The sequence below is a fragment of the Lysinibacillus sp. FSL K6-0075 genome, assembly GCF_038592945.1.
Lineage (GTDB): Bacteria > Bacillota > Bacilli > Bacillales_A > Planococcaceae > Lysinibacillus > Lysinibacillus fusiformis_F.
Map to the genome: position 1 here is coordinate 969,440 of NZ_CP151947.1, position 26,055 is coordinate 995,494.

Genomic DNA, 26,055 nt, shown 5'->3' on the forward strand with positions numbered 1-26,055 from the left:
TTTTTTTATTTTTTAGAGTGGTAATCGAAAACCATTATCAATTAGACTATGCATAATACTTTTACATTGGAGGCGCATAACTGTATGCAGAAGAAATCTAATCTCACTTTTCTTTGGCGAGAGGCTAAAGAGGAGCATGGGAAATTATATTTAGCAGCACTATTTAGTGTCCTGAGTACATTACTAACATATGCACCTTTTTTAGTGGGCTATTTTATTTTAAATGAGTTATTACAGCCTGAACCTAATTATGAGCACATTAAAGTATGGTCAATATGGACTGCAGTGATTGTTGTTGTGCGCTTTGTTCTTTTAGGAGTATCAGGAACGTTTTCACATATTGCGGCTTTTAGCGTGCTGTATCAGTTACGGATTAAAACAATCAATCATCTAGCAACATTGCCTCTAGGCTATTTTTCTAAGAAAAATTCAGGCGAATTAAAGAAATCTATCAATGAGGATATTGAAAAAATAGAAAACTCATTGGCCCATCAATTGCCGGATTTTGCAGCCGCCATAATGGCACCGCTTGTTATTTTTATTTATTTAATGACGATTGACTGGAAGCTGAGCTTAATCCTTTTAATACCATTAGGGTTAAGTTTTTTACTACAAATAATAATGTTTAAAAACTTTGATAGTCGTATGCAAAATTATCATACTCATTTAGAAAATATGAATGCCTCTTTTGTTGAATATATTCGAGGAATGGCTGTTTTTAAAGCCTTTAATATTGCTGGCTCCTCCTTTAAAAAGTTGCGAACAGCGATTGAAGAATACCAATTGATGTGGGCATCTATCAATCGTGAGCAATCTCCTTACTATGCTTTGTTTGTTGTTTTAACAGAATCTGCTTTAGTGTTTATTATTCCTGTTGGAGGCATACGAGTTTTACATGGGACGCTTGAACCTAGTGCCTTTTTGTTAATTGTTGTAATGAGTATGACTTTTTTATCTTCGCTCAAGCAATTGCTTGATTTTGGAGGCACATTAGCGATGACATTGGAGGGGGTATCTCGTATTCAGGATATTTGGCTTGTACCTTCTCAGCCACAGGGAGCAATCAATATACAATCGAAAGAAGTACGTTCATTATCCTTTCAAAATGTATCATTTAAGTATGATACAAAGTATGTACTAAAAGATATTTCACTCCAGCTTAAAAAGGGACAAAAAATTGCCTTTGTTGGTCCATCAGGTGCAGGTAAAACGACTGCAGCTGAACTGGCAGCTAGATTTTTTGACGCAGAAGAGGGCGAGATTTGTATTAATGGTCAGCCAATACAAACGATTGCTCAACACAACTTAATGAATTTAATATCCTTTGTTTTTCAAGATACCTTTTTATCTGAGGATACAATTTATGAGAATATCATTATGGGTCAAAACTATTCTATAGAGCAAGTAGAGCACGTATGCCGTAATGCAGAAATTCATGATTTTATCGTTTCTTTACCAAACGGCTATCAGACGAAGCTTGGTGAGGCAGGTATAAAAGTTAGTGGAGGACAAAAACAGAGAATTGCGATTGCTAGAGCCCTATTGAAGGACGCTCCTATTGTTATTTTAGATGAAGCAACCTCACATTCAGATATAGAGAACGAAAGGAAAATACAAAGAGCCCTTGATCATTTATTAAAAGATAAAATGACCATTATTATAGCCCATCGTTTACATACGATTAAAGAAGCAGATATTATTTATGTGTTTGATGAGGGAGAGATTATTGAGTATGGTGCACATGCCCAATTAATGAACAAGCAAGGTATATATTATCAGATGTGGAAAAGCTATACTAAGTATGAGAAGGGGGTATCACTCAATGTTTAGCAACTTACAGCTCATCTTTAAAGGACAATTGAAGCGCATGTATCTACCTATTGGATTATCTATTTTAGATACATTTGGCACCGCTACTATGTATGGAGCACTGTATTATGTCATTGTAAATATTGTTCAAGGAAGTTTTACCTCTGATGTCTTGAAACTTGCGTTCATGATGCTGATAGGCAGCTTTGTCATCCGTGTTGTATTCATTGGTTTTTCTCAATATTTGTATCAGTTAAGAGGTTCCATACTTATTCGTGATGCACGTATCAACGTATCCAACCATTTAAAATCCTTACCTCTAGGTTATTTCTCAAAACAAAGCATTGGCAAACTGATTAATATTTGCACAGGAAATATGAGTGATATCGAACGGGTTATTACGCACTTAATAGGGGATATTTTAAAAATTACAATGATCACTACTTATATTTTAAGTGTATCATTTTTCATTAATCCTCAACTTGCTATGGCACAGCTGATTATGGTGCTGTTATCGATTCCGCTGCTCCTCTTAGCTGGTCACTTAGGGCGTAAAAATGGGGAACATAAAAAAGATATTGTGGCTGAAGTGTTGTCGCGAGTAATGGAATATATTGATGGTATTAAAGTATTTCGAGCTCATAATCAAACAGGCGAGGCTTTTAAACGTTTGCATGATGCTTTAAAAAAGTATCGTGATGTTAGTATTAAAGTTGAATTGCAGCTTGTACCCGTTAATTTTTTATTTTTTATAATTATTGACTGTATCATACCACTTGTTTTCCTAGTAGGCTCCTACAGTCTATTAGGAGGGACAATTGACGCCCAAGCGATGGTTCTTTTCATCATTATTTCGTTAGGTATATCCGCAATGTTTAAACCGTTTAGTCAGTTTTACACTGAAATAAAAATGTTGTCCGTAGCTGTTAATTATGTTGCATCTGTATATAAAAAAGAGATGCCTACTTATGAATTGGAAAATCCCACATTTACAGATTTTGATATAGTTTTTGAAAATGTAAAGTTTTCCTATGAAGAAGGGCAAGCGGTTTTAAATGATATTAGTTTTACGATACCTGCAAAATCTACTGTCGCTTTAATTGGTACTTCTGGTTCTGGTAAAAGCACTATATTAAATGTACTAGCTCGCTTTTGGGATATTGATGCAGGGAAAATTATGATTGGTGGAGAAACGATTTCTCGCATAGCACCTGATTATTTGCTACAAAATATGAGTATTATGTTCCAACATCCATTTTTATTGAACGATTCCATTTACAATAATGTTTTAATTGGTAATTCACAGGCTACACGTAGGGAAGTGGAAATAGCCTGTCAACGAGCTAATTGCCATGATTTCATTATGGCAATGGAACAAGGTTATGAAACAATCGTTGGTGAAGGAGGCTCAACTTTATCTGGAGGCGAAAAACAACGAATCTCTCTAGCAAGAGCGTTTTTAAAAGATGCACCTATTATTTTGTTGGATGAGGCAACGGCATCGCTTGATCCCGATAATGAAATGGAGATAAAGGAGGTCATTGATGAATTAATGCAAGGAAAGACGGTAGTCGTTATTGCACACAAATTAAACACGATTCAAAATGCAGATAAAATTTTATTGTTAAAGGATGGACAGATTGCTGAGCAAGGAACACATGATGAGTTAATTAAATTAGAAGGAGGCTATGCTCAGCTTTATCATGAGCAGCTAGAGGCGAAAGGATGGAAAATTTCTTGATTTATCGTTAAGAATAGTTCATCCTCCAGGTAACACTCATGGTAAGACAGTAGGGGATATCAGCGAAAATAAGTTAACCTGACCTCTTAACTACAAATTAATACTGTTCCTAGTATATATCCTAATCAAGCAAAAAATCATTCCGAGAATACTCATATCTCGGAATGATTTCATGTTGTTGCAAAAAGATGATGTCAACGGCAGAAAAAGCTACTTTGCAAGGTGAGGGGTTGATTTCCGTTCCGCCAGCGTCCTTTCCAGGGGGCGTCCGATGAGCCGCTTCACTCACTTCCGTTCGCTCCAGGGTCTCCTCTGTGACGCTAAATCCCCTAGGAGTGACGCTGGCTCCATTCCAATCAACCATTCTGCAAAGTGTCTTTACTTTTTTCATAATAGCGATCAAATCGCCCATTATCTGTATTCTTAGAGGGGATAAGCTCTTATTGGGGAAGTGATGCGTGACAACACCTCTTCATAAAACCTACACTTTATTTGAAAACCTTTGCTAAAAAGGTAACACTTTTGTTGATTGGAGTGGAAGGCTACTTGACTCCCGTGGGATAGCGAGACACTAAACGGAGCGGTAGCAGAGGAAGCGGCTCGGCGCTCGCTCACAGGAAAGCAAGTGCCAGCAACGGAAATCCATTTCTACCTTTCAATTGACTGTTTTGTTTTTCAACACTAAAAAATCATTCCGAGAATACTCATATCTCGGAATGATTTTGTTATTAGCATGATTTATTTAAAATTCTTTATCCATCTGGGGTGAAGTACGATAAAAACGGAAATTGCCTGTTTCCATTCGTGCAACCGTATTTTCAGAAATGCGATCATGACAAATATCGCACATATAGGTATGAATTGGTCGATTACGCAATTTTTTTGCTAAAGGTAAATTATCATCTAAATTATGAATCGTATCGCAAATAACGCATTTAACGCGCATTGCATTCCCTCCTATTCAGCACGAATGGCTGATACGTTTTTAATAGGATTGTCAATATTTGAACCGTCTCTTAGTAATACATGGATTGGCCCATCTTCTAAAAGGGGCTTGCCATCTTGGCTATATTTTAAAATAAGTGTATAAGCTTCTTCAATTGTGAATGGATATTCTTGACCATCTTTGCAAGTTAAGACGATTTTTGTCGCTTCTTGTTTAATTTCAGCATTCTTCAAGAAATGACTTAATTCGATACCAAAAGTACCTGTTTCCATTCCTTTACGGTCAAATTTCCGCTCAGATTTTAATGTAGGTGGGAATGTTGCCCCTTCCATAATTTCACGTGACCAGTGAGCTCCTACTTCACGCATATATTTGATGTCGGCATCTTCCTCAATATCTTGAGTAATGAAGTAAGTGTTTAAATCTAATTTACGATCATCGAAAATCCACACAGTAGGATCTAATGTTAGTTGGTATGTGACTGCACCTGTGATAGGAATTATTGTTTCCATAATAGAAATCCTCCTCAAATCTTGTATATCCATGACATAGTATAACGCTAATACCTAGAGATAATAAAGAAATATAATTCCAATTCTCTATTTTCCAACGAAGACACTTGCATTTTTATCGACTAAAAGATAAACTTTATTAAGATAGAATCGAAGAAATATCAGATAATGGGGGCGTCCTCATGGATACGAAATCACAAACTTCTTTTCAAGAGAAGGCTTTGGAGCTATTAGTTGCTGATGCAGATAAGATTGCTCGCCTTATTCGAGTACAAATGGATCATTTAACAATGCCACAATGCCCTTTATATGAGGAAGTATTAGATACACAAATGTTCGGCCTGTCACGTGAAATTGACTTTGCTGTGAAGCTTGGATTGATTGAACGTGATAAGGGCAAAGAAATTCTCGATTCACTCGAGAAGGAACTTTCTGTACTACACGACGCGTATACAGACAAATAAAAAGAAAAACTCAAACGCTTCTTTGCGCTTTGAGTTTTTTTACTAGAACGAGGTTTTCCAATGAGACAATACTTAAAACGTTATGCACAAAATTTTGATTACCCCTTATTTTTTACGGTCCTATTATTAAGTTTATTTGGGTTAATAATGATTTACAGTTCAAGTATGATGGTTGCTATTGCACAGAAAAAACAAGCACCTGATTTTTTTTATCAAAAGCAAGTGACCAATTTAATGGTGGCTTTTCTCGGTTTTATAGTGGCGGCCTTTTTTCCATACAAACATTATGCGAATAAGAACATTATGTTATTGCTAACGGTCGTATTGGCGGTGTTATTCACATGGTTAAAATTGTTTGGTCATGGGGCAGATGAAGTAGGCTCTCAAAGTTGGATTGCTATTCCAGGATTAGGGAATTTTCAGCCTTCAGAGTATGCGAAACTATTTATAATTTTATATTTTGCAGCTGCTTTTTATCGAAAAGCGCAAAAGTATACATTTGAAAAGCTACAACCTACTGAAATTTTTTACCCAATTTTTCTATGGATTTTAGTGGTTGCTGGGGTAGCCTTTGAAACAGACTTAGGAGCAGTAATTATTCTATGCGGAATTGCCGTTTCAGTTGTAGCTTCAAGTGGTATCCCGTTTAAAACATTTTGGAAATTTTTTGGTGTGTTAGGTGCATTTGGTACAGCTATTCTTGGTATTCTTTGGTTATTTAAGGGAGAGCTACTGACAGGAAATCGAAAAGGACGGATATTGTCTTACTTAAATCCGTTTGAGTATGAGGATGGTAGTGGTCACCAAGTGGTGAATAGTTATTATGCCATTGGCGGTGGTGGCTTAGAAGGACGTGGCCTTGGTCAATCCATTCAAAAATTAGGATACTTACCTGAACCACAAACAGATTTTATTATGGCAATTATTATGGAAGAGCTAGGGATTTGGGGCGTTTTAATTGTCTTATGTGGTCTAGGATTTATTGTATATAAAGGTTTTTCTATTGCATTACGAACAAAAGATCCATTGGCACGCATGATTGCGGCCGGCATTGCGAGCTGGATAGGCTGGCAATCGTTTATTAATCTTGGGGGTGTAACCGGGTTAATCCCGTTAACCGGTGTAACGTTACCTTTTATAAGCTATGGCGGTACATCTATAATCATTCTATCTTTAGCGATGGGGATATTAATCAATGTTTCTATGTTTGAAAAGGTAGAGAGGAAAAAAACACAATCATAAAGGGGGATACCTATGGAATCAATCAACAAAATTCTCGTAGCCAATCGAGGAGAAATTGCAATTCGTATTTTCCGTGCTTGTACGGAGCTGAATATCCAAACTGTTGCCATCTATTCAAGAGAGGATAGTGGTGCTTTTCATCGCTTTAAAGCAGATGAAGCTTATTTAGTGGGAGCGGGCAAGAAACCAATTGATGCTTATTTAGATATTGAAGGTATTATTGCCATCGCAAAAGATGCAGATGTTGATGCGATTCATCCAGGGTATGGTTTTTTATCTGAAAACGTGGAATTTGCACGTCGCTGTGAGGAAGAGGGCATTGTCTTTATCGGGCCAACTTCTCAGCATTTAGATATGTTTGGAGATAAAGTCAAAGCACGTTCACAAGCCATTGCGGCTGAGATTCCTGTTATACCAGGTACAGACGGCCCTGTAGCCAATCTAGCAGAGGTAGAGACGTTTGCTAGCAATTATGGCTATCCAGTTATGATTAAGGCGGCACTTGGCGGTGGTGGTCGTGGGATGCGTCTTGTCCATACGCCAGAGGATCTTGCTTCTTCTTATGAAAGAGCAAAATCAGAAGCAAAGGCTGCTTTTGGTTCTGATGAAGTGTATGTAGAGAAGGCCATCATAAAACCAAAACATATTGAAGTACAGATTATTGGTGATCAACACGGCAATATTGTGCATTTATATGAGCGTGATTGCTCGATCCAGCGTCGTCACCAAAAAGTGGTAGAAATTGCGCCATCTCATTCGATTTCGGAGGAGTTAAGAAATCGTATTTGTGATGCTGCTGTGAAATTAATGAAGAATGTCTCGTACATAAATGCAGGGACAGTGGAATTTTTAGTCGCAGGAGACGATTTTTATTTCATCGAGGTAAATCCTCGCATTCAAGTAGAACATACGATTACAGAAATGATTACAGGTGTAGATATCGTCCATGCCCAAATTAAGGTAGCAGCAGGCTATGGACTACACAGTGAAGAAATTCATATGCCAAAGCAAGAAGATATGCCAATGATTGGCTATGCCATTCAGGCTCGTGTGACAACAGAAGACCCTGCAAATGATTTTATGCCAGATACAGGAAAATTAATGGTTTACCGTTCTAGTGGCGGTTTTGGAGTACGTTTAGATGCCGGGAATGGATTCCAAGGTGCTGTCGTAACACCTTATTATGATTCTCTATTAGTGAAAATTTCGACATCGGGCATGAACTTTAAAGAAGCTGCTGCGAAAATGGATCGTAATTTGAAAGAATTCCGTATTCGTGGTGTCAAAACGAATATCCCATTTTTAAACAATGTCGTTACGCATGAGAAATTTATATCAGGTGCCTTTGATACAAGCTTTATTGATACAACGCCAGAGCTTTTCGAGTTCCCTGTTCGTCAAGACCGTGGGACAAAGCTATTAAGCTATATCGGAAACGTGACATTAAATGGCTTCCCAGGAGTAGAAAAGAAGTCAAAGCCCATTTTTGTGCAGCCGAACCAACCTAAAATCGATCCTTTAATTGTACCACCAGCAGGTACGAAGCAGATTTTAGATACACAAGGGGCAGATGGCTTGGTGCAGTGGATTTTAGCACAAGACGATGTACTACTAACAGATACAACATTCCGTGATGCGCATCAATCATTACTCGCTACACGTGTTCGTTCGCAAGATATGTACCAAATTGCCGATGCGACAGCACGTATGATGCATCAATTATTCTCGCTGGAAATGTGGGGCGGGGCAACATTTGACGTAGCCTATCGTTTCCTGAAAGAGGACCCGTGGGAGCGCCTAGCGAAGCTGCGTGAACAAGTGCCAAATGTGTTATTCCAGATGTTACTACGTGGAGCTAATGCTGTTGGTTATACAAACTATCCTGACAACCTAATTCGTGAATTTATCGCTGAATCAGCTTCATCAGGTATTGATGTATTCCGTATTTTCGATAGCTTAAACTGGATTAAAGGTATGGAAGTAGCGATTGATGCGGTGCGTCAATCAGGAAAAATTGCCGAAGCAGCAATCTGTTATACAGGTGACATTTTGGATGATAGTCGTGCGAAATATTCTGTGCAATATTATAAGGATATGGCGAAGGAGCTAGAGGTAGCAGGTGCACATATTCTAGCTATTAAAGATATGGCTGGTTTACTGAAGCCAGAAGCGGCCTATCGTTTAATTTCCGAGTTAAAAGAGACGACAAGTCTGCCAATTCACTTGCATACGCATGACACAAGTGGCAATGGAATTTACTTATATGCCAAAGCCATTGAAGCTGGTGTAGATATTATCGATACAGCACTTGGGTCTATGGCGGGCTTAACATCTCAGCCAAGTGCAAACTCCTTGTACTATGCGATGAAGGGCAGTAAACGTGAGGTACGTGCGGATATCGATTCTATGGAAAAATTATCGTACTACTGGGAAGATGTTCGTAAATACTATAAAGATTTCGAAAGTGGCATGATCAGCCCACATTCAGAAATTTATGTGCATGAGATGCCTGGTGGACAATATAGTAACTTACAGCAGCAAGCAAAAGCAGTAGGACTTGGTGATCGTTGGGAAGAAGTGAAGCGCATGTATTCCCGTGTAAATCTACTATTTGGTGATATTGTCAAAGTGACACCATCTTCCAAGGTGGTAGGTGATATGGCTTTATTCATGGTACAAAATGATCTAGACGAAAATACGGTTTTAACAAGAGGGCAAACGATTGACTTCCCAGATTCAGTCATTGAATTTTTCCAAGGCTATCTTGGGCAGCCACATGGCGGGTTCCCAGAGGCATTACAACAAGTAGTGCTAAAAGACCGCGAAGCAATTAGCGTTCGTCCAGGAGAATTATTAGAGCCTATTCAGTTTGATCAATTAGAGGCTGTGCTAGAGACGAAATTAAATCGTCCTGTAACGAAAAAGGATGTACTGGCTTATGCTCTCTATCCAAAAGTCTTTGAGGAGTATGCAAAAACGGCAGAATCCTTCGGCAATATTTCGGTTCTCGACACACCAACATTCTTATATGGCTTAAAGCTTGGAGAAATTATTGAAGTCGAAATCGAAAAAGGGAAAACATTGATTATTAAACTCGTATCAATCGGGGAACCGCAACACAATGGAACACGTGTCCTGTACTTTGAGCTCAATGGACAATCGCGTGAATTGGTGATTCAAGACATGACTGTTGAGGTAGATGGCAATCTAGCATTAAAAGCCGATCCAAGCAATCCAAATCAAATCGGTGCTACAATGCCAGGTACTGTGTTGAAAGTCGTTGTTTCTAAAGGTAGTCCAGTTAAACGTGGCGATCACCTATTAATTACAGAAGCGATGAAAATGGAAACAACTGTCCAAGCACCAAAAGACGGCATTGTAAAAGAGGTATATGCAAGTGCAGGAGATGCGATTTCAACAGGGGACTTACTGATTGAAATTGAATAAATAGTCGTGAAAAAAGGTTATTAGATACTTTTATTAGTATCTACATAACCTTTTTTTATTGTGTTTAAGTGATAAATTATATAAAATTTGATTAGTTAATCAAAAAAATGTTCAATCAATCAATTGGAGGTTCTATGGATCGTAATAAAAATACCTTTATTCAGGAAGCAAGAAAGCAGCAAATTATTGAAGCTACGATAACGACCCTTGATGAAATTGGTTATGTGAAGGCGAGTTTAGCACAAATCGCTAAACGTGCTTCTATTAGCACAGCATTAATTTCTTATCATTTTGTAGATCGACAAGATTTAATCAATCAAAGTCTGCAAGCGCTAATTGATCAATCAACAACTTTTATTTTGACAAAAACATATACTGCCAATAATCCTGTTACACAATTAGCAAACTTCATAGAGGCAAGTATTGCTTATCAAGCGACACACCCGAAGGAAAATGCGGCATTATTAGAAATTGTCTTCAATGCTCGGACGGCAGAAGATATCCCTTACTATAAACTGCCAGATGAAGAAGAAGATCCGCTATTGACTGCATTATGTAATATTTTAGAAGAGGGTAAAAAACAGGGGACATTTAGTGTCAGCTCTATCAATGTAATGGCAAAAGTTATTCAAGGAGCTATTGGTGAATACATGCTAATAGGGGGACCGCTTGCTATTACAGCAGAGGAGTATAGTCACGAAGTAACAAATATTATATGGACAGCAATGAAAGTAGAGGGGCCAAAAAATGCTTAAAGCACTATTTAACTGGATGTTAGTCATTGGTTTAATTCTATTAGGGGGCCGTCTTGTAACGTTAATTTGTCGATATTTCGACATTCCCTTTACAACATTTTTTAAAGATTATGCACTAGTATCCATGATTATTTTAATTGTAGGAATTATTGGGACAGAGGCTATGAAGAAACAAAAATAATCATAGAAAAAAGATTCGACACATCATTGGTGGCGAATCTTTTTTAATGGGCTATTTCTTTTTTTCATTATAATTACTTCGAGCAACTAGCATAATCATGTAACATAATAAACCGAATAAAAGGGAAATAAATAATGAATGCAGTAAAGCGACCGTTAAATTCAGTTTAGTTAGGACTACTAACATACCAGCAATCACTTGTAAAACTACTATAGTAAAGGCAATTACCCATCCATAGTAAATAACACGTTGGTTTTTATACTCTTTCACAGCGTGCCAAGTTATGTATGCAATCCAAATGAAAATAATAAGAACAGCTAATCGATGTCCCATTTGCACCCATTCATACATGTTATTCGGCGGTGCGAAAGGTGTTTCATTATAGCAAAATGGCCAATCAGGGCAAATTAAGCTCGAATCTGTATGACGAACTAACGCCCCTGTATAAACGACTAAATAAGAATAAATTGTGACAGCAATTGTATGCCATCGTAACTTTTTACCAATAAATACGTTATCAGCATCAAATTTCCGATCGACTTCAAATACAATCATAGAAAGAAGAAGAACCGCAGCAAAGGAAATAAGAGATATCCCAAAATGAAGTGCTAAGATGAAATCACCTTGCCCCCATAATACTTGAGCTGCTCCAATAAGAGCTTGCGCGATTAAGAAAAACATTGCTAAGAAACCTAACAGCTTTACTTCACGAATATGTCCGAGTTTACGCCATGTCCAAATGGTTAACACAAGAATTGAAATAGATACGACTCCAGTTACAAGACGATGTGAGAATTCAATAAGGACTTCTGGTGTAATCTCCTTTGGAATAAGAGATCCATTACAATCAGGCCAGTTTCGACCACAGCCTAGGCCACTATCTGTTTTTGTAACGAGAGCCCCACCTAATAATATAAGGAGCATCCCTACTGTAGCGGCAACAGCAAACCACTTCAAATACCTGTTGTGTTGCATAAAATGAGTCACCTACTTTATCTATCAACATTACAAGAACGTAATGTTTCTGCTACTAGATAATATCGAAAATACGTATAAAAAACAACTTGTAAAGAGAAGGGACTACTAGATGTCGATTCCATTTCACAAATTGTTCATAATTTCGTGCTTTAACCTTCACAATTCATTTTAGAAAATGTTTTACTATAGATATGTTGTTTTTAATTATATTTCTAGACAAAACTAATTTTTACAACTTCATCTAAATTTCACTTAATGTCTAGAAATCAATCGCAAATTTCGCTATAGTTATTGTTAGCGGAATATGCTTACAAAAATGAAAGGAGAGGTATTATGTCAAACGGTCGTACACTGGCGGCTACTAGAAATACTGGTCCAGAAACAACATCTGTTGTAAAAGATTTCTTAGCACTAATAAAAATTGGAATCGTTAACTCGAATCTTGTCACAACGTTTACAGGGATGTGGCTGGCTTTTCAGTTTACTGGTAGACATTTCTTGCAAGAGCTTGATGTCATATTTTACACCATGCTGGGTGCGGCATTAATCATTGGTGGCTCAGGTGCAATGAATAACTTCATTGATCAGGATATAGATCCTATCATGAAAAGAACAAAAGCAAGACCGACAGTGACAGGCAGATTTAAGCCAAACTTTGTGTTGACCATTGCCCTCTCATTTTTAATTGTAGGTGAAATTTTGTTATTTGCGGCATCGTTTGCAGCCGGCATGTGGGGACTAGTAGGAATATTTGCTTATGTCGTTCTGTATTCAATGTGGTCAAAGAGGAAGCATGTTAGTAACACGGTTGTAGGTAGTATTTCGGGGGCTATTCCTCCTGTTATTGGATTCGCAGCGGTTGAGCCTGCGTTAGGTCCAGGAGCACTAGCTTTATTCCTTATTATGTTTGCATGGCAACCACCACATTTTTATGCGCTTGCTATGAAACGGACTGAGGAATATCGTGCGGCTAAAATACCAATGCTACCTGTTATAAAGGGATTTAAACGTACAAAGTACTCAATGTTATTCTGGATTCTTTTATTATTACCGTTACCTTTCCTTTTAACAGAGCTTGGAATTGGCTTTTTAACTCTTGCTACTGCATTGAACTTGGGTTGGTTAATACTAGCTCTGAAAGGCTTTACAACAAAAGATGATATGAAATGGGCAAATAAAATGTTTATTTATTCGTTGAATCATATGACCATACTATTTGTATCCATCATAATATTTGCGGTGTTTAGCTAAAGTTAGGGATTCTTTCTTTTTATAAGAATTCATATAGACAGAACTGATGTCCTAGGTACACATGAAAATACAACAAAGAAAGAGGGGTTTAATTAAGCTATGATGAAAGGGCTTAAAAAATGGCGTCTTTTTTCACTTCTAGCAGTGATGATGGTTTTCCTTTCAGGTTGTGGTGAAGATTATCTTTCTACACTAAAACCATCTGGAGAAGTAGGTAAACAACAATTGAATTTATTACTGTTAACTACTGTAATTATGACGCTAGTAGTAGTAATAGTATCCGTTATTTATTTACTTGCATTCTTAAAATACCGTCGCTCACGCGTTGGTGAAAATGTTATCCCTAAGCAAGTAGAGGGTAGTCATACTTTAGAAGTGATTTGGACAGTTATTCCGATTATTTTATTATTAATTATCGCTGTACCAGTTGTTACAACTACTTATAAATTTGCAGATGTAGCTGCAATGGATGAAGTAGATGAAGAAGGGAACAAAACAGCCCTAACGATCAATGTAACGGCAAAATTATACTGGTGGGAATTCGAATATCCTAACCAAGGTATCGTAACGGCTCAAGAGCTAGTGGTACCAACAGGTGAAAAAGTTTACTTTAATTTAAAAGCTGCCGATGTTAAGCACTCATTCTGGATTCCTGCTGTAGGCGGTAAAATGGATACAAACGTAGAAAACTTAAACAAATTCTACTTAGTATTCGATAAAGAATCAAAAGATCTTAAAGATGGCGTATTTTATGGAAAATGTGCTGAATTATGTGGTCCTTCACATGCATTAATGGACTTTAAAGTAAAAACATTAAGCCCAGATGCATTTGACGCATGGGTTGATGCAATGAAAGCGACAGAAGGACAAACAGCTGACAAAGCTTCAACTGATCTTGGTGAAGCAACTTTTGCTAACAGCTGCTTAGGCTGTCATGCTATCTCTGGTTCTGGAGCAGGTGGTACACCAGGTCCAAACTTAACTACGTTTGGTGACCGTAACCGTGTTGCTGGTTTCTTAGAGCATAATGAAGAAAGCTTAAAAGCTTGGATTAAAAACCCTGAGGAATTTAAACCAGGTAACTTAATGATGAATGCTGAAGGCACTGCGCCTATCTACGGTGATTTATCTGATGAAGAAATTGAAGCTCTTGCAACTTACATCATGGGCTTATCAGTAGAAAAATAATTTTCGTTCTATGTAACAAATTTTGAGGGAGGTAAAAGTTGTGAGCTCATACACACAGAAAAAGGGCTTTGGAGCAGCTGTCTGGGATTACATCACTACTGTTGACCATAAAAAGTTAGCAGTGATGTATTTATTAGCCGGTACATTGTTCTTCGCTATCGCTGGTTTTGAAGCATTATTAATGCGTATTCAATTAATGAAACCAAATAATGATTTCATATCAGCTGGTTTTTTCAATGAATTATTAACGATGCACGGAACAACAATGTTATTCCTAGCTGCTACGCCACTATTATTCGCATTTATGAACATGCTTGTACCATTACAAATTGGTGCGCGTGACGTTGCATTCCCGTTCCTTAACTCATTAGGGTTCTGGTTATTCTTCCTAGGTGCAGTATTCCTTCACCTGTCATTCTTTATGGGTGGCGCTCCTGATGCGGGCTGGACTTCTTATGCATCATTATCTTTATACTCTCCAGGACATGGTATTGATTTCTATGTTCTTGGTTTACAAATTTCAGGGGCAGGTACTTTAATTTCAGGTCTTAACTTTATCGTTACGATTATTACAATGCGTGCTCCAGGTATGACATTTATGCGTATGCCATTATTCACTTGGACTGCTCTTGTATCAAGTGCATTAATTTTATTCGCATTCCCTCCATTAACAATTGGTTTATTAATGATGTTATTTGACCGTATGTTCGGTGGTAACTTCTTTGACCATACAATGGGTGGTAACACAGTAATTTGGGAGCACTTATTCTGGATCTTCGGACACCCAGAGGTTTATATCTTAGTATTACCGGCATTCGGTTTATTCTCTGAGATTATTCCAGCGTTCTCTCGTAAGCGTCTATTTGGATACTCTTCAATGGTATTCGCTACAATTTTAATTGGTTTCTTAGGGTTCATGGTTTGGGCTCACCATATGTTTACAGTTGGTCTTGGGCCAACAGCAAACGCAATCTTCGCTGTTGCAACAATGGCAATTGCGGTTCCAACAGGTATGAAAGTATTCAACTGGATCCTAACTATTTGGGGCGGATCAATTAAAGTTACGACACCAATGCTTTATGCACTTGGTTTCATCCCGTCATTCGTTGCGGGTGGTGTTACAGGGGTAATGCAAGCATCTGCACCTCTTGACTACCAATTACATGATTCTTACTTTATCGTTGCTCACTTCCACTACGTAATCGTTGGTGGTATCGTTACAGCATTATTTGGTTCAGCGCACTTCTACTGGCCAATTTTCTTCAACCGTATGTTAAACGAAACGCTTGGTAAGATTACTTTCTGGGTATTCTTTATCGGATTCCATTTAACATTCTTCCTTCAACATTTCTTAGGTTTGATGGGTATGCCACGTCGTGTATTCACTTACATGGATGGTCAAGGTTGGGATCAATTCAACTATATCTCTACAATCGGTGCATTAATGATGGGTGTAGGGGTTATCTTAATGGTAATCAACTGCTTAATGTCTATTAAGGGCAAACCAGCAGGTCGCGACCCATGGGGTGATGGACGTACTTTAGAATGGTCAATTCCACAACCAATTCCATTCTACAATTTCCGTCAAACACCACTTGTTCGTGGTTTAGATCCATGGTGGATTGAAAAACAAGAAGGTAATAAAGAAGTTACATTTGCTGAGCCACTAGGTGATATCCATATGCCAAATAACTCAGCGATTCCATTCGTTATTTCATTAGGTATGTTTATTGCAGCATTCGGTGCACTTTACAATCCAGATGCAGATAAACCATGGTCAATCTATGTATTAATCATTGGTTTAGCGATTACATTTGGTGCGATGATTGCTCGTTCTGTTAAAGACGATCATGGCTTCCATTTACACAAAGAAGAAATTATTGAAATTGAAGAACATCTTTACGGCAAAGGAGGAAATAAATAATGGATTTCAATACTAAATTTACTCCTCATACTTGGCCAGATCATCCTGAACAAGCTACGATGGAAGGTAAAAATAAAGTCGTTGGTTTCTGGATTTTCCTTGCCTGTGAAGTTGTACTTTTCGCAAGTTTATTCGCTACTTATTTAGCGCTTAAGAACAAAGGGCCAGCTGGCATGGAGTTCACAACTCAAGGTTTATTTGAATTACCATTAGCATTTGCTATGACGATGTTATTATTAACATCATCACTAACATCTGTTTATGCAATTTACCATATGCGTAACTTTAACTTTAAAGGCATGCAAACTTGGTTAGCGATTACATTAGCTTTAGGTCTTGGATTCTTAGCACTTGAAATCTATGAGTTCAACCACTATGTGCACCTTGGTTTTACATTTAACCAATCTGCATTCGCAACAGCGTTCTATTCTTTAGTTGGTACACACGGTTTCCACGTAACTTTAGGACTTGTATGGATTGGAACTTTAATGATCCGTAATGCTAAACGTGGATTAAACCTGTACAATGCACCTAAATTCTTCGTAGCTGCTTTATATTGGCACTTTATTGACGTAGTTTGGGTATTTATCTTTACAGTAGTTTACTTGATGGGAGTGATCGGATAATGTCTTCACACGATACACCTATAGTTGCTAAGACACAAGCACAGTATGAGTATGATCGTCATCATAATGCCGTTCATATGCGTAAACAAGTAATCAACTTTGCGATTATGATTTTCTTTACTTTTATCGCATTCGCAGTAGTTGCAGCTGATTTTTCTAAATACTTAATTATGCCATTCGTATTATTGTTGGCTGGCGTTCAAGTTGTACTTCAACTTTATTCTTTCATGCACTTAGAAGACAAAAAAACTCACTTTGGTGGCGTTATTGGTTTCTTCATGTGGATGGGAATTTTAATCGCATTTACATTCTTCTTAGCATTTTTAACAATCATTTGGTGGTAATCACCGAAAAAGCACGTTCGTTATTTTGTACGAACGTGCTTTTCTTATGTTTTAAAGGTATTTAGATATCAAATGAAGCAAACAATGTTAAACTTAACATTTGTTCACCTTTCGTTCATTGCAGTAAAGCTGTAAGCGTTTTATAATAGGAGTACTGAAGTTTAAAGGAGTGCGTTCTATATGCCACTTAGTATATTTGGTTTTCAAGCATTGTGGAGCCCATATTTAATAGGGGTTCTTGTTTTTATAACAATCATCTATTTTTTAGTCACAACAAAGTGGCGTAAAGATTTTAAAGTAAGTGAACCTTTGAAAAAAAGTGAAGCTATTTATTTTGTGTTAGCTATGATTACCATTTATATTATCAAAGGATCTCCTATTGATTTAATGGCTCATATTATGTTTACCATGCACATGGTGCAAATGGCTATTTTGTTATTGCTAGTACCTATTTTCTTAATTAAAGGAATCCCTTGGTGGGTTTGGAAGGTGGCTATTGAGGCACCGGTTGTTAGAACATTGTTTAAAGTGTTAACATTACCAGTCGTTGCAGTCTTTGTATTTATCGGTCTATTTTCTTTCTATCATTTACCTTCCATATTGGATTACATTAAATTAAATGAAACATTACATGGTACCTATACATTTGTATTATTTCTTTCTGCAGTGTTTATGTACTGGCCTTTAATTCAAAATATGCCAGATAGTGCTCAAATGAAGCCTTTGCATAAATTAGCCTATATTATTGCCAATGCCGTTTTAATTACACCTGCTTGTGGATTAATCATCTTTGCCCCAAATGCAATGTATGAGACATACACAAACGGTGATGCATGGTTAAAGGCAATGGAGCTTTGTGTACCAGCCTCTACTTTGTCAGGCCTATCTTTATCTGGACCAGAGCTATTTACAGACATGAAACCTGTTGCAGATCAGCAATTAGGAGGCGTGTTAATGAAAATCTTACAAGAACTTATTTTTGGTGTACTAATTGGTATAATTTTCACAAGATGGTATCGTTCTGAGCAAAAAGATCCAGATAAAATCACTGCTGATGCTTTAGCTGCCCATCAAAAAAAGTGGGAAAGTCAACAGCAACATTAATTGAAGAATAGAAATTTACTTTGTATAAGGGGTTTTGATAATGGAATTGCAAATTTTGCCTACTATTAGTACATCGTTTATCGTTATTAGTGCTGTACTAGTGGCGATAGGATGGGGCTTAATTATAAAAAGAAATGTAGAGGGGCATAAGAAAGTAATGCTTGCTGCAGGGGTTGCGGCACTTATTTTCTTTATTATCTATGCATCCCGTACCATCTTTATTGGAAATACGGCTTTTGGCGGTGGAGAAGATTTAAAACCATATTATACGTTCTTCTTGATTTTCCATATTATTTTGGCGACATCTGGAGCCGTGTTTGGTATCGTTAGTATTATTTCAGGTTTAAAAACAAACCTAAAATTACACAGACGAATTGGGCCAATTACAAGTATTATTTGGTTCTTCGTTGCCATAACAGGCGTACTCGTTTATTTATTATTGTATATTTTATTTGAACCAGGTGAAACAACATCTGTTATTAAAGCCATTTTAGGGTTTTAAAAAAATCTCCCTCCTTATTTTTGTACAGGAGGGAGATTTTTTATAGTTGGTTGGAATAGTGAGAGCACTACGACAACAAGTAATGGACCAATTAATATTCCAAGAAATCCAAAGATTTTAAAACCAATAAACATGGCAATAAAGGTATTCAAGGAAGAAAGACCAATTTTATCGCCAATAATTTTTGGTTCAATCATTCGTCGGACTAGAAATTGGCCAATGGTTAATAAGATTAAGACAACTGCATATAAATAATCGCCTGCAAAGACTTGATAGATCGCCCATGGGACTAATAAAATAAATGAATCAAGAAAAGGGATAAAGTCTAAAACAACCAGTAGTATTGCTAGCAGTATAGGAAAAGGTGTTTTTAAAAAATAAAATGCAGCGAATGATAAAGCAAAGATACCTATCCCTACAAGGAATTGAGCTTTTAGAAATCCAAATAAGGCTAGCTTAACACGTTGACCAATAAAGATAATTTTTTGATGGTAATGAAAAGGAACGGGCGTTAATAATTTACGATTAATTGTTGGTAATTCTAAAAGTAACATGTACAACACAATCCAATAAACAAAAATATCAAATAGACGTGTGGGAATATATGTTAGTAATGTTGACCAAACATTGACGTTTGTTAAGGATAGGGAAAATTTTTCGATGGAAGCTAAAGCTTTTGCAATCATGGATTGAATTTGTGAAACGAGCTCTACGGGTAAATGATAGGTGTAATTGCTGAGCTTCGATTGCATTTGAATCCATAGAGCAGATAATTGATTAAGATAATCAGGTATATCAATGATAAAGGAAGAAAATTGTTTCCAGCTTATATAGAGGAGAAGTGAACATAATAATAAAGATATACTTAGAAAAAATAGAAAAAAGAAAAAGACAACGATTTTCCGTTTTTTTCGAAACCGTTTGCTCATTCGAACAATAATCGGTTCTAAAAGTAAGGCGGTTAAGTAGGCAAGTAAAATTGGTAACGATATGGAGATGGACCAAAGAATAAGTATACCCATTGCGATAACAATAATGGGATGACGAAAAAAAGGACGATTAAAAAATGACAACATTTTTCTCACCTACATCATTTAATAGATATAGGTAGTATGAGAAGAAAAAAATTTTTTACTCAAAATAAAAAAGACTGGACCACCAGTCTTTTCACAACAATGAAGCTATTTACACTATACTTGCAGTCACTTTAATGTACGAAAGATTAGCGTGCGTTAACAGGTTCAAAGTTATTTTTATTTGTAGGTTCGATAGAGAATTGATCTAATTCTAATTTAACCTTTTTTAAGATTTCTTCACATTTTTTTACAAGGTGTGCTGGATAAACTTCGTCATCGCCATATTCAACACCGTGTGGATAATAGTATTTACCAAGGACTGGTTTCATTAATGTAAGGATGGCATCGTGTGCACCAACATCACCAGAAATAGCATATGCGAATACGCGTAGGTAATAACGACCTTCACGAGTATCGAATCGTTTATCGAATGTCATACGCTCGTAATCCCAGCCGCCATCACATTCTAAACCATGTTTTTTCATAATGCTGACAATTAGCTCTTGATCAGCTGTTAAATTTTCAAGGTTAGTATTTTCAAAATACATGTATAGTCCTCCTTTAGGTTCTCGTACAAAGTATACGCTCATTTTTATAATAGAGCATATTCGACATTGTTGCAATGACAACATTGTGTCAACCCAATTACAATTGATATAATAACTTACAATAATGGTGATGAAAAGGAGTGCTGTATGAAAGCTTTATTCCGCATTTTAATGGTTGGTGGTGCAATCGCGTTAATTGGCTTTATGTTTTTTAATACCCCGAAGGAAAACGAGCCATTAGAAGGGCCAAATACCAATTCTAATATTATTCCTCAAACCCAGCTAAAGCAGCAACCTGCAATAGGAGCAATGACACGTCCACAAACGGGTATATCTACATTGATAGGAAAAGGCACACAAACTGTTTTAGAAAAATATGGGGAGCCGGCAAGAAAAGAGCCATCCTCATTTGGTTATCAATGGTGGGTCTACAATGAAGATGTTTCAACTTTTTTTATGATTGGTATTAATAATAATATTGTGACACAAATTTACATAGCAGGACAAGAAATTGATGCATTTCCTTTTAAAGTGGGGCAAAAACGTGATGAAATATATAGAATGACAATCATTGACTATGAGGTGGCTGCCACAGTAGGCGAAAATATTTTCATTTTCTCGATGAGTGAAGAAGATATGCAAACAAGGCTGCTTGTCCAATTTGATGGTCTTTACGCACAGCTTTATATAGATAGGGAGACAAGTGAGTTACAGGGGATACGCTATACAGACAGTGAAACACTTGTCCTTCATCAGCCATATGAAATGAGTTATCAAGGAGAGCTTGTTAGACGTACCCCACCTTCCTCATTTTTACAGCAAGAAATTGATGTGGCCAACGCTAAACAGCTAGATGATTTGTTAAATGTTACAAGAGTCCATCATGATTTACTTCCTTTAGAAATGGATGAATCATTGGAGGAAGCGGCAAGAATGCATAGTGAAGATATGAAGGTACAAAATTTTTTAGCACATGAATCTCCGACCTATGGCGATCTAAAAAAACGATTACAAGCGCAAAATATCGATTATAGTGAAGCGAATGAAAACCTGGCCACTGCCTATTTTGATGCGATTGAAGCTATGCATGGCTGGACAAATTCTCCTGAACACAGAAAAGTACTTTTGAATGATAAATACACCCGCGTTGGTTCTGGTGCATTTGTAGATTATTATACGCAAATTTATCTTGAGCCCACTTCACAAGAATTGGATAGTGAAGAGCAAGATAACGAAGAACGGAAAAATGAAGAACAAGATAGTGAAGATTCTACAGAGAAATCAGATCAAACCTCACCATAACAGAAGAATATTCATATGAAGACAAGCTTTCGACAATCGGGCTTGTCTTCATTTTTTATGTGCAGTTTCTCCAGCTCTTAGGCTTCTACATTTTTCGTCACACCGTTACAAACGCCGTCATATGATAGAGAACTGAGAGGGGGAATGAGGTTTGCAATTAGCAGAGCTATTAAAAGACTGGCCATGTAGCGTGACGGGGGGATCTATACGGACAGAAATTACTGGTGTAGAGGACTATGCACAGGCAGTACAACCTGGTGATATCTTTATTGTACGAAAAGGTAAAAAAACATCGGGAAGTCGGTTTGTCAAAGAAGCATTGGCAAGAGGAGCTGCTGCTATCGTTTCAGAAGAAAGCATCTCTTTGCCAATTATCGATAAAGAAATTCCTTTTGTATGGGTTCCTAATACAGCATTATTTTTATCGTATGCAAGTGCAAAGCTTGCTGCTTTTCCAGCAGAAGCTTTAACTATTATTGCCATTACAGGTACAAATGGAAAGACTACAGTGAGCCATTTTGTCAGTCAGCTTCTAAATGCTCTACATAAACAAGCAGCAGTTATCGGAACGGTTGGCTTTTTCATCAATGGCGAAAAACAACAAACGGCTTATGAGCAATTAACAACATTGCAAGCTAAAGAATTACACCCCATTCTAAAGCAATGTGTGCGAAAAGGAGTTACACATGTTGTGCTAGAAGCTTCTTCAATGGGGTTGCAGCAGCATAGACTCGATCATTGTGACATTGATTGTGGTGTATTTTTAAATTTATCAGAAGATCATTTAGAAGATCATGGTGGGTTAGAAGCTTATAAACGTGCTAAGAAACGATTAGCGGATTTATCAAAAAAGCTAGTATTAAATGGAGATGATAACTTTTGCCGTTCTGTAGGCATCTATGATAAGAAAAAATCTTGCTCATTTGGTTTTGATAATCACAATGATTTACATATCCAAATCGTCAGTGAATCAGTTGGAAAAACCGTCCTTTGTCTACAGACTACAGCGAGTGAGCATATTGTGGAAATTCCTTTTGTCGGAAAATATCATGTACAAAATGCTGTGGCTGCCTTAATGGCCGTATGGCGCTCAGGTGTCCCTATGGAAGATATAGTTGGACATCTGTGGACATTAAGGCTACCAGAGGGCAGGCTAGAGAAGATTGAAAATCCATTAGGGATTGATGTATATGTAGATTATGCCCATACAGCAGAAGCTTTACAAGCGGTATTACAAACCTTTGATCGTTCCAAAACAATTTACCTTGTCTTCAGTTGTGGTGGAAATCGTGATAAGGCGAAACGTTTTGCTATGGGAGCAGTAGCAAGTAAATACGCTGATGTTATTTATTTAACAACAGACAATCCACGTGATGAAGATCCAATTGTAATTAATGAAAGTATTATTGCTGGTTTTACAGAGCAACAATATTATGAAATATACTTAGATCGGAAGCTTGCTATCCATCAAGCGTTAGCAAAGGCAGAAAAGGGCGACATTGTTCTTGTTGCCGGAAAAGGGCATGAACAAACTCAGCAAATAAAAAACCAAAAGTTCCCTTTTTCCGATCAACAATGTATTAAAGACTATTTTGCAAGTCTAATTATGGACGACGCTGAATAACAAAGAAAGATCCTGTAGCAATGGCAAGCTTGCGACCAGTCTCATCTTCGATATCACATTCCATGACAAGTGTTTGGCGGCCCTTATGAACAAAACGACCACGTGCAATCAATTCTTTATTCGTTGTGGTAGCGATATACGATATATTCATATTCGTAGTAACTACATTATATCCCTCAGGCACAGAGCGTGAAGCAAGCCCTCCCATAGCGGCATCAGCAATCGTTGCAATAATACCCCCATGTGGCACCTTTATCGTATTGTGAATAACAGGTGTAATAGGGATACGTACCTCGCTGACCTCAGGCTCAAACTTTCCTACCATATGTAAAGTAGCATTAATATAACGACGGTGAATGCCTTGCTGTTTCTCCCGTAGTCCATTTAAAAGATGTAATAAAACATCTTCATCTTCCTTGGTACTGTCTTGTAAAATCTCGGCAACTAACTGTTCAATTTGACCTTTAGATGTTGTCATCATTTGGAAAACCTCTTTCATTAAAATTATCAATAATGTAAAATTACCATAAAATCTGTTATGATGGGAAAGAGATTGGGGGAATTAAAAATGATGATGACCTCTGACTGGGTAATCATTTTGGATGAGGCGGAAGCGCTTTGTGAGATGATTCTTTCCTCAGAACCTGCGATGGCGCTACAACAAGCGTATGAAGCGGTATATGGTGATGCACAAATTGTTGAAGCTATATATGCATTTAATCGCATGAAAGAGCAGTACGAAGATGTACAACGTTTCGGAAAATATCATCCGGACTACCATACAATTATGAAGTCGATTCGCCAACAGAAAAGGGCCCTCGACTTAAATGAAAAAGTTTCAGCCTTGAAAATTGCTGAAAACGATTTTCAGGATTTACTTGATGAGATTAGCCTATTAATAGGAAAAACAGTCTCTGAAGCGGTAAAAGTTCCTGTAAGTAATCCATTCTTTGCATCTGGTTCATCTTGCGGAGGTGGATGCGGCTCGGGCGGTTCATGCTCTTGCTCAGCATAAATAGGATGTGTATATAACATATCTCTTCTAGACTGTAGACAACTCGAAGGCAACAACTGAGTTAGTTTACAGTCTTTTTTATAATTGAATTGAAGGAGGAAGCATAAATGAAAACATATCGAATTGCTGTGATTCCAGGGGATGGAATAGGAAAAGAGGTTGTACCAGCTGCAATAAAAGTTCTTGATCAAGCAGCGTTATTAGATGGTCGCTTTCAATTTGAATGGACAACTTTTCCCTGGGGCTGTGACTACTATTTAGAGACAGGTAAAATGATGCCTGATAATGGCATTGAGCTGTTAAAACAGTTTGATCAAATTTTTTTAGGGGCAGTGGGAATGCCTGACTTGGTTCCAGATCATGTATCATTATGGGGCCTTCTCATTAAAATTCGACGCGAGCTACAGCAAGCTATTAATGTACGACCTGCGAAGCTATTACAAGGGTTACCATCACCTTTACGACAACCAAATGGCTTTGACTTTATTGTTGTAAGGGAAAATTCTGAAGGGGAGTATGCTGAAAGCGGAGGAAGAATACATAGTGGTCAAGATGAGGTGGCAATCCAAAATGCCGTTTTTACAAGAAAGGGTACAGAACGGGCGATGCGCTATGCATTTGAACTAGCCAAAACACGTCGTGGACATGTAACAAGTGCTACAAAATCAAATGGGATTACATATAGCATGCCTTTTTGGGATGAAGTGTTTGCTCAAGTAGGAAAAGAATATGAAGAGGTAGGTCAAACATCTAATCATATTGATGCACTAGCGGCATTTTTAGTGATGAAGCCAGAAAACTTTGATGTTATCGTAGCATCCAATTTATTTGGGGATATTTTAACAGATCTAGGCGGTGCCATTATGGGAAGCATCGGTATTGCACCTGCTGCAAATTTAAACATTGAAGGGCATTATCCATCGATGTTTGAGCCAGTCCATGGTTCTGCACCAGATATAGCTGGTCAAGGAATTGCCAATCCCATAGGGCAAATTTGGACAGGGAAGATGATGCTTGATTTCCTTGGTTATCAAGATGTGGGAACAAGTATATTAGATGCTATTGAGCAAACATTAGCGCAGGGTATAAAAACGCCTGATTTGGGTGGAACTGCCACACTACAAGAAGTAACTGATGCAATCATAGATTATTTAACATAATGTTTATTGAAATGGGACCATTCTGCAAAATGTCTTTACTTTTTTCATAATCAAATCGCCTATTATCTGTATTCTTAGAGGGGATAAGCTCTTATTTTCAATGTGGAGAAGTGATGCGTGACAACACCTCTACATAAAGAGTCGTGAACATTTGAAAACCTTTGCTAAAAAGTCAGTGGGTTGAAGTGGAAGGCTACTTGACTCCCGTGGGATCGCGAGACAGGCAAAACTCTAAACGGAGCGGTAGCGGAGGAAGCGATTCGGCGCTCGCCCACAGGAAAGCAAGTAGCCTGCAACGGAAATCCATTTCTACCTT

At 37.5% G+C, this 26,055-nt stretch carries 25 protein-coding genes; 18 read left to right on the top strand and 7 right to left on the bottom strand.

The features are described 5' to 3' along the window. The first annotated feature begins 84 nt into the window (after positions 1 to 84). Positions 85 to 1,830: an ABC transporter ATP-binding protein gene (locus MHB65_RS04490; protein WP_342442626.1), complete on the top strand. Its 1,746-nt coding sequence runs from the start codon at positions 85 to 87 to the stop codon at positions 1,828 to 1,830. After that, on the top strand, positions 1,823 to 3,550 hold the full coding sequence (locus MHB65_RS04495) for an ABC transporter ATP-binding protein (protein ID WP_342442627.1): 1,728 nt from the start codon (positions 1,823 to 1,825) through the stop codon (positions 3,548 to 3,550). Before MHB65_RS04490 ends, MHB65_RS04495 begins: the two co-directional genes overlap by 8 nt. A gap of 121 nt (positions 3,551 to 3,671) precedes the next feature. On the opposite strand, the gene MHB65_RS04500 is transcribed toward MHB65_RS04495, so the two are convergent. From MHB65_RS04500 to MHB65_RS04510, 3 genes are all read right to left on the bottom strand, one after another. Continuing rightward, a complete protein-coding gene (locus MHB65_RS04500; RefSeq protein WP_342442628.1) occupies positions 3,672 to 3,962 on the bottom strand; it encodes a hypothetical protein in 291 nt (96 codons plus the stop codon). A gap of 330 nt (positions 3,963 to 4,292) precedes the next feature. After that, positions 4,293 to 4,496: a YlaI family protein gene (locus MHB65_RS04505; RefSeq protein WP_048394712.1), complete on the bottom strand. Its 204-nt coding sequence runs from the start codon at positions 4,494 to 4,496 to the stop codon at positions 4,293 to 4,295. 11 nt (positions 4,497 to 4,507) lie between these two features. Further along, positions 4,508 to 5,008, bottom strand: a complete 501-nt coding sequence (locus tag MHB65_RS04510) for a peptidyl-prolyl cis-trans isomerase (RefSeq protein ID WP_205441738.1) — start codon at positions 5,006 to 5,008, stop codon at positions 4,508 to 4,510. A gap of 182 nt (positions 5,009 to 5,190) precedes the next feature. Between MHB65_RS04510 and MHB65_RS04515 the strand changes: the two genes are divergently transcribed. From MHB65_RS04515 to MHB65_RS04535, 5 genes are all read left to right on the top strand, one after another. Beyond that, complete coding sequence (locus MHB65_RS04515; RefSeq protein WP_036125355.1) at positions 5,191 to 5,472, top strand: YlaN family protein; 282 nt, start codon at positions 5,191 to 5,193, stop codon at positions 5,470 to 5,472. Between the two features lie 60 nt (positions 5,473 to 5,532). Further along, complete coding sequence (locus tag MHB65_RS04520) at positions 5,533 to 6,714, top strand: FtsW/RodA/SpoVE family cell cycle protein (RefSeq protein ID WP_205441740.1); 1,182 nt, start codon at positions 5,533 to 5,535, stop codon at positions 6,712 to 6,714. A gap of 12 nt (positions 6,715 to 6,726) precedes the next feature. Next, positions 6,727 to 10,161, top strand: a complete 3,435-nt coding sequence (gene pyc, locus MHB65_RS04525; RefSeq protein WP_205441742.1) for a pyruvate carboxylase — start codon at positions 6,727 to 6,729, stop codon at positions 10,159 to 10,161. 134 nt (positions 10,162 to 10,295) lie between these two features. Further along, complete coding sequence (locus tag MHB65_RS04530; RefSeq protein WP_342442629.1) at positions 10,296 to 10,916, top strand: TetR/AcrR family transcriptional regulator; 621 nt, start codon at positions 10,296 to 10,298, stop codon at positions 10,914 to 10,916. Further along, on the top strand, positions 10,909 to 11,097 hold the full coding sequence (locus MHB65_RS04535; protein ID WP_342442630.1) for a hypothetical protein: 189 nt from the start codon (positions 10,909 to 10,911) through the stop codon (positions 11,095 to 11,097). The genes MHB65_RS04530 and MHB65_RS04535 overlap by 8 nt, the downstream gene beginning before the upstream one ends. 51 nt (positions 11,098 to 11,148) lie before the next feature. Here MHB65_RS04535 and MHB65_RS04540 read toward each other — a convergent pair whose 3' ends face one another. Continuing rightward, positions 11,149 to 12,072, bottom strand: a complete 924-nt coding sequence (locus MHB65_RS04540) for a heme A synthase (RefSeq protein ID WP_205441748.1) — start codon at positions 12,070 to 12,072, stop codon at positions 11,149 to 11,151. Between the two features lie 336 nt (positions 12,073 to 12,408). Between MHB65_RS04540 and cyoE the strand changes: the two genes are divergently transcribed. From cyoE to MHB65_RS04575, 7 genes are all read left to right on the top strand, one after another. Further along, complete coding sequence (gene cyoE / locus MHB65_RS04545) at positions 12,409 to 13,326, top strand: heme o synthase (protein WP_205441750.1); 918 nt, start codon at positions 12,409 to 12,411, stop codon at positions 13,324 to 13,326. A gap of 99 nt (positions 13,327 to 13,425) precedes the next feature. After that, on the top strand, positions 13,426 to 14,514 hold the full coding sequence (gene coxB, locus MHB65_RS04550; RefSeq protein ID WP_131521646.1) for a cytochrome c oxidase subunit II: 1,089 nt from the start codon (positions 13,426 to 13,428) through the stop codon (positions 14,512 to 14,514). Between the two features lie 40 nt (positions 14,515 to 14,554). Continuing rightward, positions 14,555 to 16,438: a cytochrome c oxidase subunit I gene (ctaD, locus tag MHB65_RS04555; protein WP_205441752.1), complete on the top strand. Its 1,884-nt coding sequence runs from the start codon at positions 14,555 to 14,557 to the stop codon at positions 16,436 to 16,438. Further along, the gene (locus MHB65_RS04560; RefSeq protein ID WP_004224788.1) at positions 16,438 to 17,064 is read left to right on the top strand and encodes a cytochrome c oxidase subunit 3; all 627 of its coding nucleotides are present in this window, start codon (positions 16,438 to 16,440) and stop codon (positions 17,062 to 17,064) included. Before ctaD ends, MHB65_RS04560 begins: the two co-directional genes overlap by 1 nt. Further along, positions 17,064 to 17,408 carry a cytochrome C oxidase subunit IV family protein gene (locus tag MHB65_RS04565; protein ID WP_205441754.1) on the top strand — a complete coding sequence of 115 codons (345 nt, stop codon included), beginning with the start codon at positions 17,064 to 17,066 and terminating at the stop codon, positions 17,406 to 17,408. Before MHB65_RS04560 ends, MHB65_RS04565 begins: the two co-directional genes overlap by 1 nt. Before the next feature lie 180 nt (positions 17,409 to 17,588). Beyond that, the gene (gene ctaG, locus MHB65_RS04570) at positions 17,589 to 18,512 is read left to right on the top strand and encodes a cytochrome c oxidase assembly factor CtaG (RefSeq protein ID WP_205441756.1); all 924 of its coding nucleotides are present in this window, start codon (positions 17,589 to 17,591) and stop codon (positions 18,510 to 18,512) included. A gap of 40 nt (positions 18,513 to 18,552) precedes the next feature. Further along, entirely contained in the window at positions 18,553 to 19,014 is a 462-nt protein-coding gene (locus MHB65_RS04575) for a DUF420 domain-containing protein (RefSeq protein ID WP_205441758.1), read from the top strand. A gap of 14 nt (positions 19,015 to 19,028) precedes the next feature. On the opposite strand, the gene ytvI is transcribed toward MHB65_RS04575, so the two are convergent. Further along, positions 19,029 to 20,090: a sporulation integral membrane protein YtvI gene (gene ytvI, locus MHB65_RS04580; protein WP_205441760.1), complete on the bottom strand. Its 1,062-nt coding sequence runs from the start codon at positions 20,088 to 20,090 to the stop codon at positions 19,029 to 19,031. Positions 20,091 to 20,236: 146 nt separating this feature from the next. Continuing rightward, positions 20,237 to 20,638 (bottom strand): YugN family protein, encoded by a 402-nt coding sequence (locus tag MHB65_RS04585; protein WP_205441762.1) that lies wholly within the window; start codon positions 20,636 to 20,638, stop codon positions 20,237 to 20,239. A 147-nt stretch (positions 20,639 to 20,785) separates the two neighbouring features. On the opposite strand from MHB65_RS04585, the gene MHB65_RS04590 reads away from it, so the two are divergent. Further along, a complete protein-coding gene (locus tag MHB65_RS04590) occupies positions 20,786 to 21,940 on the top strand; it encodes a CAP domain-containing protein (RefSeq protein WP_342442631.1) in 1,155 nt (384 codons plus the stop codon). 151 nt (positions 21,941 to 22,091) lie between these two features. After that, entirely contained in the window at positions 22,092 to 23,564 is a 1,473-nt protein-coding gene (locus MHB65_RS04595) for a UDP-N-acetylmuramoyl-L-alanyl-D-glutamate--2,6-diaminopimelate ligase (protein WP_342442632.1), read from the top strand. Here MHB65_RS04595 and MHB65_RS04600 read toward each other — a convergent pair. Continuing rightward, positions 23,545 to 24,045 (bottom strand): PaaI family thioesterase, encoded by a 501-nt coding sequence (locus tag MHB65_RS04600; protein ID WP_342442633.1) that lies wholly within the window; start codon positions 24,043 to 24,045, stop codon positions 23,545 to 23,547. The two genes, MHB65_RS04595 and MHB65_RS04600, sit on opposite strands and share 20 nt — an antisense overlap. 87 nt (positions 24,046 to 24,132) lie before the next feature. Here MHB65_RS04600 and MHB65_RS04605 point away from each other — a divergent pair, with 87 nt between their 5' ends. Beyond that, positions 24,133 to 24,579: a YlbF family regulator gene (locus MHB65_RS04605; RefSeq protein WP_342442634.1), complete on the top strand. Its 447-nt coding sequence runs from the start codon at positions 24,133 to 24,135 to the stop codon at positions 24,577 to 24,579. Positions 24,580 to 24,686: 107 nt separating this feature from the next. After that, positions 24,687 to 25,739: a tartrate dehydrogenase gene (locus MHB65_RS04610; protein ID WP_342442635.1), complete on the top strand. Its 1,053-nt coding sequence runs from the start codon at positions 24,687 to 24,689 to the stop codon at positions 25,737 to 25,739. Positions 25,740 to 26,055 lie beyond the last annotated feature (316 nt).